The following is a 13,449-nucleotide window of genomic DNA, read 5'->3' on the forward strand; positions in this document are numbered from 1 at the left end:
CATGAGCGCCGCACGGCCGCCCGAAGGCGCGGGCCCCCTCCGCTTGCGGAGGGGGAGGCGCAGCCCGCTCGGCGGGCAAGCCTGGGGAGGTTCGATGAATTCCCGCCCGCCGCTGCGCCCGCTGGATGACGCCCTCGAGGCGCTGCTGGCGCAGGCGCGGCCGCTGGCGGAGACCGAGAGCGTGGCATGTTTCGATGCCGACGGCCGCGTGCTGGCCGAGGCGCTGGTGTCGCCGCTGCAGGTTCCCCCGCAGGACAACAGTTCGATGGACGGCTACGCGGTGCGCAGCGCCGAGGTCGCCGACGAGGGCGTGCCTTTCCCGGTGAGCCAGCGGATCCCGGCCGGCGCCGCGCCGCAGCCGCTGCAGCCCGGCACCGCTGCCCGCATCTTCACCGGCGCGCCCGTGCCCGCCGGCGCCGACGCGATCGTGATGCAGGAAGACACCGAGGCCATCGACGAGGGCCACGTGCGCATCCTGCGCGTGCCGTCGCCGGGCCAGTGGATCCGCCGCAGCGGCGAGGACATCACGCGCGGCAGCACGGTGCTGGCGAGGGGTGAGCGCATCGGGCCCGCCGCGCAGGGCCTGGCCGCCAGCATCGGCCGCGACCGGCTGCAGGTGACGCGCCGTCCGCGCGTGGCGCTGTTCTCCACCGGCGACGAGCTCGTGATGCCGGGACAGGTGGCCCCCGAGGCGATGAAGCCGGGCGCCATCTACAACTCCAACCGCTTCTTCCTGCGCAGCCTGCTGCAGCGCCTCGGCTGCGAGGTACAGGACCTGGGCATCGTGCCGGACCAGCGCGAAGCCACCATCGAGGCGCTGCGCACTGCTTCCGCCAACAACGACCTGATCCTCACCAGCGGCGGCGTGTCCGTCGGCGAGGAGGACCACATCAAGCCCGCCGTGCAGCACCTGGGCTCGCTGGACCTGTGGCAGATCGCGATGAAGCCCGGCAAGCCCTTTGCATACGGCCATGTGGGCAACGCGCACTTCATCGGCCTGCCGGGCAACCCGGTGTCCAGCTTCGTCACCTTCCTGCTGCTGGTGCGGCCCTTCCTGCTGAAGCTGCAGGGCGCCACGCGTTTCGCACCGCGGGCGGTGCAGCTGCCCGCGCATTTCGAATGGCCGCGCGCGGACAAGCGCCGCGAGTTCCTGCGCGCGCGCCGCGATGCGCAGGGCGGCCTGGAGCTGTTCCCCAACCAGAGTTCCGGCGTGCTGACGTCCACGGTGTGGGCCGACGGCCTCATCGACGTGCCGGCGGGCAAGACGATCGCGCGCGGCGAACTGGTGCGCTTCCTGCCGATGGCGGAGCTGCTGGGATGAACCTCCGGATCAAGTACTTCGCATCGGTGCGCGAAGCCGTGGGGCAGGGCGCCGAGACCGTGCAATCGCGCGCCGAAACGCTGGGCGCGCTGCGCGACGAACTGATCGCGCGGGGCGAGCCCTATGCGTCGGCGCTGGCACGCGGCCGGAACGTGCGCATGGCGCTGGACCAGGTCATGAGCGACGATGCCGCCGTGCTGCGCGAAGGCTGCGAGGTCGCGTTCTTCCCGCCGGTCACCGGCGGCTGAGGCGAGCCATGGCCGCAACCCGCGTCACCATCCAGGCCGAAGACTTCGACGTCGGCGCCGAGATCGCGGCGCTGCGCGGCCAGGATCCCGGCGTCGGCGCCGTCTGCAGCTTCATCGGCACCGTGCGCGACCGCAACGACGGCAGCGCGGTGAGCGCGATGGAGCTCGAGCACTATCCCGGCATGACCGAGAAGGCCATCGAGCAGATGATCGACGAAGCCTTCCGCCGCTTCGACATCCGCGGTGCACGGGTGATCCACCGCGTCGGTCCCTTGCAGGTGAAGGACCAGATCGTGCTGGTGGTCGTGACGTCCTCGCACCGCGGCGAGAGCTTCCGGGCCTGCGAATTCCTGATGGACTACCTGAAGACGCAGGCGCCGTTCTGGAAGAAGGAGAGCACGCCGGACGGCGAGCGCTGGGTGGACGCGCGGGTCGCGGACGACGCGGCGCTGGCGCGCTGGGGCATTGCCAGCAAGAATTCTTGAGCGCGGGCCGCGGCGGCGGCTACTTCGGCTGGAACCCGCTCGCCTTGATGATCCGGTCCCAGCTCTGCGTGTAGCCCCGCACGCGGTTGGCGAACGCGGCCTGCGGCTGGAACGCCACCGTCAGCCCCATCGCGGTCAGCCGCTCGCGCACGTCGGGCATCGCCACGACCTTGGCCAGCGCCTGGTTGAACTGCTCGATCACCGCCGGCGGCGTGCCGGCCGGCGCGAACAGGCCGTAGTAGGGCAGTTCCTCCAGGCCGGCGATGCCCAGTTCCGCGAAGGTGGGCACGTCCGGCAGGATGGCCTGGCGCTTGTCGCCGATCACGGCCACCACGCGCAGCTTGCCGGCCTTGTGGTTCTCGATGAAGTCGGGAATGGACGCCACGCCGGCCTTGATCTGGTTGCCCAGCATGTCGGCCATCATGGGCGCGCTGCCGCGGTAGGGCGCGGCCTGCACGTCGATCCGGTACTTGCCGCCGATCATGCCGACCATGAACTCGGGGATGGACGCGGGCGCCGGGACGCCGATCGTGTCCTTGCCGCCGTTCTGCTGCACGAAGCGCACGTATTCGGCGACCGACTTCGCCGGCGTGCCACCGGAGACGGCCAGCGCATTGGCGAAGGTGGCGAAACCGGCGACCGGGATGAAGTCCACGGCGGGGTCGAAACCCGCGTTCTTCGTCACCAGCGGCAGGATGGAGATCGAGTGGTCGTGGCTCAGGAACAAGGTGTGGCCGTCCGGGGCCGCGACCTTCAGCGCCTGCGCGGCGATCTGGCCGCCGGCACCGGCGCGGTTGTCCACCACCACCGGTGCGCCGAGCTGGTCCTTCAGCTTGTCGGCCAGCGCCCGTGCGATCGCGTCGGTGCCTCCGCCCGGCGGGAAGCCCACGAGGATGCGGATGGGCGCGGGCGCCTGCGCATGCGCCAGGCCGGTGGCCAGGGTGAACAGGCCCGCCAGCAGCAGGCGGCGCAAGGGGTGGAGCTCAGGGACGGGTTCGGCATGCGACCAAGCATACCGGCGCGGACTTACGCGGCCTGACGCGGAACTGGCACCGCGGGGGCACGAAGGCGGCGCGCGCCTCCTCCTCCAGCTCGCCGGTCAGCAACTGCAGCAGCTCCAGCAGCTGTTCCTGCTGCTGCTTGTCCAGGGGCGCCATCAGCCGCTTGTACGCCTTCTCGGCGGGCTTCTGGGCCTGCTGCAGAAGCAGCTCGCCCTCCGCCGTGAGCGAGACCGACACGTTGCGGCGGTTCTCCTCCGCCGGCCCTCGGGTGACGAAGCCGCGCGCCTGCAGGCCGCGCAACACCCGCAGCACCGTCACCTTGTCGAAGCCCAGCGCGCGCGCCAGGCTGGACTGGCCCATGCCGGGATGGGCCTGCAGCACCGTCAGCACGCCGAACTGGGCCGGCGTGAGGCCCAGGTCACGGCAGGCGTCCTCGAACACGGCGGCCGAAATCTGGTGCGCGCGGCGCAGCAGGAAGCCTGGGCGGGCGTACAGCCGCGACAGGCTGGAGGGAATCTTCTGCGCTGCACTCACGTGGTGGGGCCCTGGTTGCGGGTATGCGCGAATTGTGCACCGGGCGCGCCCGTTCCATACTCGTTAGCATGCCAACTAGCAAGCCGGAATATCAATGAACCTGCTCATGCGTACGGCCGCCGCCGCCCTGGCGCTGCTCAGCTTCAGCGTTTTGGCCCAGGCGCCCCAGGCGGGGGTGCCCCTCAAGCTGATCGTTCCCTTCACCCCGGGACGGGCATCGACATCGTCGCCCGCACGGTCGGGCCCAAGCTCGGCCAGCGGCTGAACCGCCCCGTGGTGGTGGAAAACCGCGCCGGCGCCTCGGGCAACATCGGCACCGAGGCGGTGGTCCGCGCGCCGGCCGACGGCAACACGCTGCTGGTCAGCGTGAACACCCTGGTCATGAACAAGGGCCTGTATCCGCACCTGCCCTTCGATCCGGTCAAGGACCTGGTGCCGGTGTCGCTGACCAGCTGGGGCCAGCTGATCCTGGTGACCCATCCCGGCACGGGCTTCAGGAGCGCCGGCGAGCTGGTCGCCGCCGCCAAGGCCAGGCCGGGGCGCATCAACTATGCCAGCCCGGGCGTAGGCACCCCGCACCACATGTCCATGGAGCTGTTCAAGCAGACCGCGGGCGTGTACCTGACCCACATCCCCTACCGCGGGACGGCGCAGGCCGTGACCGACATCCTGGGCGGCCAGATCGAAGCCATGTTCCTGCCGATCCACGTCGCGCTGCCGCACGTGAAGACCGGCAAGCTGGTGGCGCTGGGCATCGGCAGTGACAAGCGCCATCCCCTGCTGCCGGAACTGCCGACGCTGAAGGAAGCCAAGGCCGGCGATGTCAACGTGGACATGTGGTTCGGCATCTTCGCGCCGCCCGGCACGCCGCCGGCTGAAGTTCAGAAGCTGAACCAGGAGCTGCGCGACATCCTCGCTTCGCCCGAGGTGCGGACCGCGTTTTCCACGCAGGGCATGGACCCGGCGTCCAGCTCGCCGGAAGAATTCCGCCGGCTGGTCGCGAGCGACGCCGACCGCTGGGCGGGACTGATCCGCAGCGCCAAGATCAAGGCCGACTGACCATGCGCATTGCCATCGTCGGGGGCGGCATCGGCGGCCTCGCGCTCGCGCTCGGCCTGCAGCAGCGCGGCATCGCCTGCGAGGTGTACGAAGGCGCGCCGGAAGTCAAGGAACTCGGCGTGGGCATCACGCTGCTGCCGCACGCGGTGCGCGAGCTCGCCGCGCTGGGCGTGCAGCCGCAGCTGGAGGCGCAGGGCATCGAGAACCTGGAGAGCGTGTTCTTCAACCGCTGGGGCCAGTTCATCTACCGCGAGCCGCGCGGCCGCCACGCCGGCTACAGCGTGCCGGAGATCGGCATGCACCGCGGCCGCCTGCACGGCGTGCTGTACAAAGCGGCCCTGCAGCGCCTGGGCTCCGCGCGCATCCACCTGGACCACCGCTGCGTGGGGCTGCAGCAGGACACGCAGAAGGTGACGCTGGCCTTCCAGGACGTCAAGGGGCAACTGCGCCCCTCGGTGGAGGCCGACATCGTCATCGCCTGCGACGGCGTGAATTCGGCCGTGCGCCGGCAGTTCTATCCGCAGGAGAAGCTGGCCTTCGCCGGCATCAACACCTGGCGCGGCGTGACGGTGCACAAGCCGATCCTCACCGGCAAGACCTACCTGCGCATAGGCACGGTCGATACCGGCAAGATCGTGATCTACCCGATCATCGACAACGTGGACGGCCACGGCAACCAGTTGATCAACTGGACCACCGAGATCCGCCAGCCCGAAGCCGGCATGAACGACTGGAACCGGCCGGGGCGGCTGGAGGACTTCCTGCCGATCTACCAGGACTGGAAGTTCGACTTCCTCGACGTCCCCGCGCTGCTGCGCAACGCGCGCGAGATCCTCGAGTACCCGATGGTGGACAAGGACCCGGTGCCGCGCTGGACCTTCGGCCGCGTCACGTTCCTCGGCGACGCGGCGCACCCCATGTACCCGCGCGGCTCCAACGGCAGCGCGCAGGCGCTGATCGACGCGGCAACCCTTGCGAAACTGTTCGCGCAGGGCGGCGACCCGGTGCAGGTGCTGCAGGACTACGAGGCGAAGCGCCTGCCGGCCACCGCGAAGGTGGTGGAGACCAACCGCACCGTGCCGCCGGACTTCATCATCATGAAGGCCGACGAACTCAGTGGCGGCCAGCCCTTCCCGGGGACGATCGAGGACCTGGTGAGCGAAGAGGAGCTGCGCCGCATCTCCGACGAGTACAAGCGGGTGGCGGGCTTCACGCTCGATAACGTGAAGTAGCTCAGTTCAGGTAGCGCGGCCGCGTCGCGTCATCATCCGCCGCCGGCTCCACCGCCGCCACCGGCACGAAGGGCTCGCGCCATCCGGACTGCAGCAGGGCCTGGTCCAGCAGGTGCATCAGGCCCTGCATCAGCTTGGGCTGCATCTCCATCTGGAAGCTGCGCGGCTTGGCGGCGCCGCCCGGCGCCCGTTCGTTGAAGTTCAGGCGCAGCGGCCCGTTGGCCAGCGGCGTGGCGTCCACGTCGGTCACCAGCAGCGGCTCCTCCCCCAGGGGCAGGCGCTGTTGTCCTTCCTTGTACGGGGTGTCGAAGTCGGCGTGCTGCAGGAACTCTTCCTTCCGGAACTCGGCGAGCATCTTCTTGAGTTCCGGATTCGCGCCCGCAAGTGAGGCTCCGGCGGATTCCAGCTTGAGCAGGTGCTCGGTCAGCAGCTTGGAAAGCAGCGGCCACAGGCCTACCATCAGCCGGCGCGTGAGCCACATGCGCATCTCCTCGCCCTCGACGGTGTTGATGCGCATGAGGATGCGGTCCTGCTCCGGCAGGTAGGTGACCGACATCTGGTGGATCTGCATGAGGTTTGATTCTAGTCACGCCCCGGTTTCGCAGCCGCGGCCTACAGTCCGCCCTTGAAAAGTACCGGGCTACGCCTATCTGGGCCGTAACGGAGTATTTCATGCGACTCGACAAACTGACCACCAAGTTCCAGGAAGCATTGGGCGATGCGCAGAGCCTTGCGCTCGCCAACGACCACGCGTACATCGAACCGGCGCACCTGCTGGTGGCGATGCTGCGGCAGGAGGACGGGCCGCGCGCGCTGCTGCAGCGCGCCGGCGTCAACGTGCAGGGCCTGCTCGCCTCCGCCGAAGGCGCGATGCACAAGCTGCCGCAGGTGCAGGGCCAGGAGCAGGTCCAGGTGGGCCGCGACCTCGCTGGTCTGCTGCAGCAGTCCGAGAAGGAAGCGCTCAAGCGCAACGACCAGTTCATCGCCAGCGAGAACTTCCTGCTGGCCGTGGCCGAGACCAAGCAGGACATCGGCCGCATCGCGCGCGAGAACGGCCTGTCGCGCAAGTCCTTCGAGTCCGCGGTGGACGCCGTGCGCGGCGGCCAGAACGTGAATTCCGCCGAAGCCGAAGGCCAGCGCGAGGCGCTGAAGAAGTACACGCTGGACCTCACGGAGCGCGCCCGCATGGGCAAGCTGGACCCCGTGATCGGCCGCGACGAGGAAATCCGCCGCGCCATCCAGGTGCTGCAGCGCCGCACCAAGAACAACCCGGTGCTGATCGGCGAGCCGGGCGTGGGCAAGACGGCCATCGTCGAAGGCCTGGCGCAGCGCATCGTCGCCGGCGAAGTGCCGGAAACGCTGAAGAACAAGCGCGTGCTCTCGCTCGACATGGCGGCCCTGCTGGCCGGCGCCAAGTACCGCGGCGAGTTCGAGGAGCGCCTGAAGACCGTGCTGAGCGAACTGGCCAAGGACGAGGGCCAGACCATCGTCTTCATCGACGAACTGCACACCATGGTGGGCGCGGGCAAGGCCGAAGGCGCGATGGACGCCGGCAACATGCTCAAGCCGGCGCTGGCCCGCGGCGAGCTGCACTGCGTGGGCGCCACCACGCTGGACGAATACCGCAAGTACATCGAGAAGGACGCCGCGCTGGAGCGCCGCTTCCAGAAGATCCTGGTGGGCGAGCCGACGGTGGAGGCGACCATCGCCATCCTGCGCGGCCTGCAGGAGAAGTACGAGGCCCACCACGGCGTGGACATCACCGACCCGGCGATCGTCGCCGCGGCGGAACTCTCGCACCGCTACATCACCGACCGCTTCCTGCCGGACAAGGCCATCGACCTGATCGACGAGGCCGCCTCCAAGGTGAAGATCGAGATCGACTCAAGCCGGAGGCGATCGACCGCCTCGACCGCCGCATGATCCAGCTGCAGATCGAGCGCGAGGCGATGAAGAAGGAAAAGGACGAGGCCTCGCAGAAGCGGCTGGCCCTGATCGAGGAAGAGATCGCCCGGCTGAAGAAGGAGACCTCCGACCTGGAGGAGATCTGGAAGTCGGAGAAGGCTTCCGCGCAGGGCAGCGCCCAGATCCGCGAGGACATGGACAAGCTGCGCCACCAGATCGAGGAGTTCACCCGCAAGGGCGACTTCAACAAGGTCGCCGAGCTGCAGTACGGCAAGCTGCCGGCGCTGGAAAAGCAGCTGAAGGAGGCGCAGGCCGCGGAAACGAACAAGGGCAAGAGCGGCAAGCCGCAGCTGCTGCGCACGCAGGTGGGCGCCGAGGAGATCGCCGAAGTGGTGGCGCGCGCCACCGGCATCCCCGTGTCCAAGCTGATGCAGGGCGAGCGCGAGAAGCTGCTGATGATGGAAGACAAGCTGCACGATCGCGTGGTCGGCCAGGACGAGGCGATCGCCGCGGTGGCCAACGCCATCCGCCGCTCGCGCTCCGGCCTGTCGGACCCGAACCGCCCGACCGGCTCCTTCCTGTTCCTCGGCCCCACGGGCGTGGGCAAGACCGAGCTGTGCAAGGCGCTGGCGCACTTCCTGTTCGATACCGAGGAGCACCTGATCCGCGTCGACATGAGCGAGTTCATGGAGAAGCACTCGGTCGCGCGCCTGATCGGCGCGCCGCCCGGCTACGTGGGTTACGAGGAGGGCGGCTACCTCACGGAAGCCGTGCGCCGCAAGCCCTACAGCGTGATCCTGCTCGACGAGGTCGAGAAGGCGCACCACGACGTGTTCAACGTGCTGCTGCAGGTGCTGGACGACGGCCGCCTCACCGACGGCCAGGGCCGCACCGTGGACTTCAAGAACACGGTGATCGTCATGACCTCGAACATCGGCTCGCACATGATCCAGGCGATGGTGGGCAAGCCCTACGAGGACGTGAAGGAAGCGGTGTGGGACGAGCTGAAGAACCACTTCCGCCCGGAGTTCCTGAACCGCATCGACGAGACGGTGGTGTTCCACGGCCTGGGCGCCGACCACATCGCCAAGATCGCGAAGATCCAGCTGCGCGTGCTGGAACAGCGCCTGGCCAAGATGGACCTCAAGCTGGAGGTCTCGCCGGCGGCGCTGGAGGAACTGGCCAAGGTCGGTTTCGACCCGGTGTTCGGCGCGCGGCCGCTCAAGCGGGCGATCCAGCAGCGCATCGAGAACCCGCTGTCGCGGCTGATCCTGGAAGGGCGCTTCCCGCCCAAGAGCGCGATCCCGGTGGAGGTCGACCCGGTGCGCGAGCCCGGCGTCTTCCACTTCGGCCCGGCACAGGGCAGCCGGCGGGAGGCGGCGACTGCGTGAAAGGAAGCAGGATGCAAAAACTGCTTACATCTTCGTAGGAGGACGACTACAAGGCGCGGGCGGCGCATCGATACCTAATGGACGGGTCGGGCCGACGGGCCCGGTACAGCCCCACCACAGGAGCAGCCGTGAAGCTGCAGCGCTTCGGCGATCGCGAGCACACCGGGTCCCCGCCTCCGGGGGCGATGCTGGTGCGTGCGGTGCGCGTGGGCATCGCGGACGACCATCCGATCACGCGCACGGCCCTGCGCGGCTACCTCGACGACCAGGGCGACATCCGTGTGGTGGCCGAGGCAGCGTCGGGCCGCGAAGCCATCGACCTGGTGCGCACGCAGCAGATCGACGTCCTGCTGCTCGATCTCGACATGCCGGGGCAGAGCGGCATCGACGCGCTCACCATGATCAAGGCGAAGGCGGAGCACGTCGCCGTGCTGGTGCTCTCGGGCTATCCCGAACACCAGTACGCGGTGCCGCTGATCCGCAACGGCGCCAGCGGCTACTTGAACAAGGCCTGCGAACCCAGCGAGATCTGCACGGCGATCCGGCGCGTGGCGCAGGGCGGCCGCTACATCACGCCGGTGGTGGCAGAACTGCTCGCGTCCCAGGTGATCACGCCCACGCCCGGCGGGCTGCACGAGCAGCTGTCGGCGCGCGAACTCCAGGTCTTCCTCAAGCTCGCGCAGGGCTGCACCGCGGGCGAGGTGGCGGCCGAACTGTCGCTCAGCGCCAAGACCGTCAGCACCTACCGCGCTCGCCTGATGCGCAAGCTGGAGGCGCGCTCCAACAGCGACCTCACGTACTACGCGCTCAAGCACCGGCTGCTAGACTGAGCCGGTGCCTCCCACGAGCAAGCCCCGCATCGTCATCATCGGGTGTGGATTCGGCGGCCTCGAAGCCGCCCGCGCCCTGCGCGCCGCCGACGTCGACATCACCATCGTCGACCGCACCAACCACCATCTGTTCCAGCCGCTGCTGTACCAGGTGGCCACCGCGGGCCTGTCGGCGCCGGCCATCGCGGCGCCGGTGCGCCACCTGTTCCGGCGGCAGGCCAACGTCACCACGCTGCTGGGCGACGTGGTTGCCATCGACGCGCAGGCCAGGCACGTGCGGCTGCGCGATGGCGCCGAACTGCCGTACGACCACCTCATCGTCGCCGCCGGCGCCACCCACAGCTACTTCGGGCGCGACGACTGGGCGCCGCTGGCGCCCGGGCTCAAGACGCTGGCCGACGCCTTCGAGATCCGCCGGCGCGTGCTGCTCGCCTTCGAGGCGGCGGAAAAGGAGCAGGACCCCGAGGCGCGCGATGCCTGGCTCACCTTCGTCGTGATCGGCGCCGGGCCCACCGGCGTGGAAATGGCGGGCACGCTGGCCGAGATCGCGCGCCGCACCCTGCCGGGCGAGTTCCGCCACATCGACCCGGCGCGGGCCCGCATCCTGCTGCTGGAAGGCGGGCCGCGCGTGCTGCAGGCGATGCCCGAGGCGCTGAGTGCGAGCGCGCAAAGGCAACTGGAGAAACTGGGCGTGGAAGTCCGGGTCGATGCGCGCGTGGTCGCGATCGATGCGCAGGGACTGGACGTCCAGCCGCCGGCCGGCGCGGCAAGCGAGCGCATCGCCAGCCGCTGCGTCGTGTGGGCCGCCGGTGTCGCCGCCTCGCCGCTGGGGCGGCAGCTCGGAGGCGACGGGTGCGCAGGCGGACCGCGCGGGCCGCGTCGCCGTCGAGCCCGACCTCAGCCTGCCGCGCCATCCGGAGATCAGCGTGATCGGCGACCTGGCCTCGGCGCGCAGCCACCTGCCGGGACACGATCCGCGCCCCGTGCCCGGCGTGTCGCCCGCGGCCAAGCAGATGGGCCGCACCGCGGCCGGCAACATCCTGCGCCGCCTCGCGGGGCAGGCCACGCAGCCTTTCCGTTATCGCGACTACGGCAACCTCGCCACCATAGGCCGCAATTCAGCGGTGGTGGACCTGTGGACGCCGTGGCGCCGCATCCAGTTCAGCGGCTGGCTCGCCTGGGTGTTCTGGCTGTTCGCGCACATCTACTTCCTGATCGGATTCCGCAACCGCCTCGTCGTGCTGATCGACTGGGCTTCGGCCTACTGGAGCGAGCAACGCTACGCGCGCGTGGTCACCGGCATCGACCCGCGCGCGACCGACAACTGAAGGCGCCTCAGGCGGCCATCTGCGCCTTCACGTAGCTCACCGCCACCCGCGCGAGTTCCTTGGGGCCATAGCGGCTGCGCAGGTTGCACTGGCTGCAGAGGCGCCCTTCCTCCTCCATCTGCTCGCGCCGCTCGAGAGCTTCGCGCAGGCTCGTGTCGCGCACGTGCCCGAGGCTGCGGCTCTCGCTGATGTCGTTGAAGCAGTAGGTGTAGTCGCCGGTCGCCGAGATCAGCATGTTGGTGTTGCGCGGCACGCACTTCACCCGGTTGGAGCGCCACTGCCGGAAGATCTCCGCGGCGCCGGGGATGAAGGCGGTTTCCTGGCTGCCCAGGCCGTGCCGGCGGATCTCGGTGCGCAGGCGCTCCGTGTCGGGCTGGCCTCCGGTCTGCTGGGCGCCCGCGCGGTCGTAATAGGTCGGCGACATGTGCAGGTCGTTCACGCCGTTGGAGCGCAGCCAGCCCACGGTGTCGTCCAGCGTGTCCAGGCATTCGTGCGTCGGCGACAGGTTGATCACCAGCCGCGTCTTGCGCAGCACGCGCGCCGCGGCGAGGATGTTCGCCATCACCTCGTCCTGGTCCAGGTTCGTGTGCACCGACTGGTAGACCTGCGGGTCGACGCTGGAGAACGAGACCATGAGGGTGCGCAGGACGCCGTCCATGGCTTCCAGGCGCGCTTCCGGGAGGCGGCTGCCGTTGGTGGCCATGTCGAAGGTCACGGGGTGGCCGCGCAGCCTGCGCAGGTAGCGATCGAACAGCGGATGCGTCGTCGGTTCGCCGTAGCCGGCGATCACGCAGCGGAACACGTCGCGCGGGTCCAGGCGCGCGAGTGTCTGCTCGAAGCTGTCTTCCCTGGAGATGGTGGGGTTCGCGATCGCGTGGCGTGGGCACATGGCGCAGCGTGCATTGCACTTGCTGGTCCATTCCCAGTTCACCACGACGCGGTAGGGGGCCTTGCTCATTCCTGTTCCTTCTCCGGTTCCGGCGGGTTGCCGGCGTGGGAGCGGAGACTCGGGCGGCAACTTAAGCGGCACTTAACCGCGGCGGCCGAAGGCGGCAAGGTGCCCGGCGCGCGAGCAGCCCTTGACGTGCATCAAGCAGGCTGCCCGGTCGTTCCCTCGGCATGGTTGCACCAGCAGGCGTGGGCAGTGCGCACTCAGCGTTCGCGCAAGCGGCGCGCGCCGCCGTGGCGCCGGTCGGCCTTCTCGGTCACGGGACGGCCCGCCGCGATGCGCTCGGCGTTCTCGGTCAGCTTGGCGAGGGCCGCTTCGAAGGCCTGCAGTTCGCCCGCGGACAACACGGACAGGACCTCGCAGTTGAAGCCGACCGATTGCGGGAACAGCTCCTCGTAGAGCCTGCGGCCCTCGGGGTGAGGTCCACCTGCGCGCGCCGGCCGTCTTCCGGCACCGGCACGCGCCGGATCAGCTTGCGCGCGGTGAGCTCGGTGATGTGGCGCGAGGTGCGTGCGCGCTCGAGGTGCGCGCGTGCGGCCAGGTCGGACGGCGACATCGCGCCGTGCGCGGCCAGCAATGCGATCAGCCGCCACTCGCGCCGCGTGATGCCGTACTTGCCCTCGCACAGGCGGATCACCATCGCGCCGCTGGCCGCGAACAGGCGGCTCAGCCGGTAGTTGAGCAGGTCGTCGACGGTGCGCGGGTCGGCCAGGGACATCGGAGTCTTTCTCGGGAACACGCGGTAGTTGTATAGATGAATTATCGGGTCGGCGCCTAGACTGGACACCATCCTTTCAAGCCCCGACCACATGCCCAAGCCCCAGCTCGCCCCCGGTGTCCGCATCCAGGGATCCGAGGTCTTCGACCTCGCCCAGTCCTGGCGCGGCTACCGCATCAACAAGATGTGCAACGCCCTGTCGCACGCCGCCAACCGCGAGGCCTTCAAGCGCGACGAGGAAGCCTTCATGGCCGCCCATCAGCTGCGCGAAGACGAGAAGCAGCTGGTGCGCGACCGCGACTTCTCCGGCCTGCTCGCCGCCGGCGGCAACATCTACTTCCTGCTGAAGCTGGGGGTGGTGACGGGCAACGGCCTTTACATGATGGGCGCGAAGATGCGCGGCGAGAGCTACGAGCAGTTCCTGGCCACGCGCAACGACAGGGGGCCA

Annotated in this window: 11 protein-coding genes and 4 pseudogenes; 9 read left to right on the forward strand and 6 right to left on the reverse strand. The window is 69.4% G+C overall.

Annotation, left to right across the window (positions count from 1 at the left end; genetic code table 11):
• The first annotated feature begins 94 nt into the window (after positions 1-94).
• The 3 genes from HK415_RS05300 to moaE are packed head-to-tail and all read left to right on the forward strand — an operon-like array spanning position 95 to position 2,054.
• Entirely contained in the window at positions 95-1,321 is a 1,227-nt protein-coding gene (locus HK415_RS05300; protein WP_171557098.1) for a molybdopterin molybdotransferase MoeA, read from the forward strand.
• Positions 1,318-1,569, forward strand: a complete 252-nt coding sequence (gene moaD, locus HK415_RS05305; RefSeq protein ID WP_171557101.1) for a molybdopterin converting factor subunit 1 — start codon at positions 1,318-1,320, stop codon at positions 1,567-1,569. Before HK415_RS05300 ends, moaD begins: the two co-directional genes overlap by 4 nt.
• Positions 1,570-1,577: 8 nt before the next feature.
• On the forward strand, positions 1,578-2,054 hold the full coding sequence (gene moaE / locus HK415_RS05310; RefSeq protein WP_171557103.1) for a molybdopterin synthase catalytic subunit MoaE: 477 nt from the start codon (positions 1,578-1,580) through the stop codon (positions 2,052-2,054).
• A 19-nt stretch (positions 2,055-2,073) separates the two neighbouring features.
• Here the strand turns inward: moaE and HK415_RS05315 are convergent, their stop codons facing one another.
• A complete protein-coding gene (locus HK415_RS05315) occupies positions 2,074-3,027 on the reverse strand; it encodes a Bug family tripartite tricarboxylate transporter substrate binding protein (RefSeq protein ID WP_171557105.1) in 954 nt (317 codons plus the stop codon).
• A 10-nt stretch (positions 3,028-3,037) separates the two neighbouring features.
• A complete protein-coding gene (locus tag HK415_RS05320; RefSeq protein WP_309246584.1) occupies positions 3,038-3,589 on the reverse strand; it encodes a MarR family winged helix-turn-helix transcriptional regulator in 552 nt (183 codons plus the stop codon).
• Positions 3,590-3,683: 94 nt separating this feature from the next.
• Here HK415_RS05320 and HK415_RS05325 point away from each other — a divergent pair.
• Positions 3,684-4,648 (forward strand): annotated as a pseudogene (locus HK415_RS05325) (tripartite tricarboxylate transporter substrate binding protein).
• A gap of 2 nt (positions 4,649-4,650) precedes the next feature.
• Positions 4,651-5,880 carry a flavin-dependent oxidoreductase gene (locus HK415_RS05330; protein ID WP_171557108.1) on the forward strand — a complete coding sequence of 410 codons (1,230 nt, stop codon included), beginning with the start codon at positions 4,651-4,653 and terminating at the stop codon, positions 5,878-5,880.
• A gap of 1 nt (position 5,881) precedes the next feature.
• Here the strand turns inward: HK415_RS05330 and HK415_RS05335 are convergent, their stop codons facing one another.
• On the reverse strand, positions 5,882-6,451 hold the full coding sequence (locus HK415_RS05335) for a hypothetical protein (protein ID WP_171557111.1): 570 nt from the start codon (positions 6,449-6,451) through the stop codon (positions 5,882-5,884).
• Between the two features lie 101 nt (positions 6,452-6,552).
• Here HK415_RS05335 and clpB point away from each other — a divergent pair.
• From clpB to HK415_RS05350, 3 genes and pseudogenes are all read left to right on the forward strand, one after another.
• Positions 6,553-9,176 (forward strand): annotated as a pseudogene (gene clpB / locus HK415_RS05340) (ATP-dependent chaperone ClpB).
• A gap of 185 nt (positions 9,177-9,361) precedes the next feature.
• Complete coding sequence (locus tag HK415_RS05345) at positions 9,362-10,006, forward strand: response regulator (protein ID WP_171563181.1); 645 nt, start codon at positions 9,362-9,364, stop codon at positions 10,004-10,006.
• Positions 10,007-10,010: 4 nt separating this feature from the next.
• Positions 10,011-11,334 (forward strand): annotated as a pseudogene (locus HK415_RS05350) (NAD(P)/FAD-dependent oxidoreductase).
• Positions 11,335-11,341: 7 nt separating this feature from the next.
• Here HK415_RS05350 and HK415_RS05355 read toward each other — a convergent pair.
• The 3 genes from HK415_RS05355 to HK415_RS24555 form a co-directional block, all read right to left on the reverse strand.
• Positions 11,342-12,292 (reverse strand): radical SAM protein, encoded by a 951-nt coding sequence (locus HK415_RS05355; RefSeq protein WP_171557114.1) that lies wholly within the window; start codon positions 12,290-12,292, stop codon positions 11,342-11,344.
• Between the two features lie 194 nt (positions 12,293-12,486).
• Entirely contained in the window at positions 12,487-12,630 is a 144-nt protein-coding gene (locus HK415_RS05360; protein ID WP_171557117.1) for a hypothetical protein, read from the reverse strand.
• Positions 12,579-13,022, reverse strand: coding sequence for a MarR family winged helix-turn-helix transcriptional regulator (locus HK415_RS24555; protein WP_171557119.1), 444 nt, complete (start codon positions 13,020-13,022; stop codon positions 12,579-12,581). Before HK415_RS24555 ends, HK415_RS05360 begins: the two co-directional genes overlap by 52 nt.
• A 163-nt stretch (positions 13,023-13,185) precedes the next feature.
• Between HK415_RS24555 and HK415_RS26855 the strand changes: the two are divergent.
• A pseudogene (locus tag HK415_RS26855) lies at positions 13,186-13,377 on the forward strand (protocatechuate 3,4-dioxygenase); the annotation flags it as partial.
• Between the last annotated feature and the right edge of the window lie 72 nt (positions 13,378-13,449).

Source organism: Ramlibacter montanisoli (genome assembly GCF_013087525.1).
In the GTDB taxonomy this organism is placed as follows: Bacteria; Pseudomonadota; Gammaproteobacteria; order Burkholderiales; family Burkholderiaceae_C; genus Ramlibacter; species Ramlibacter montanisoli.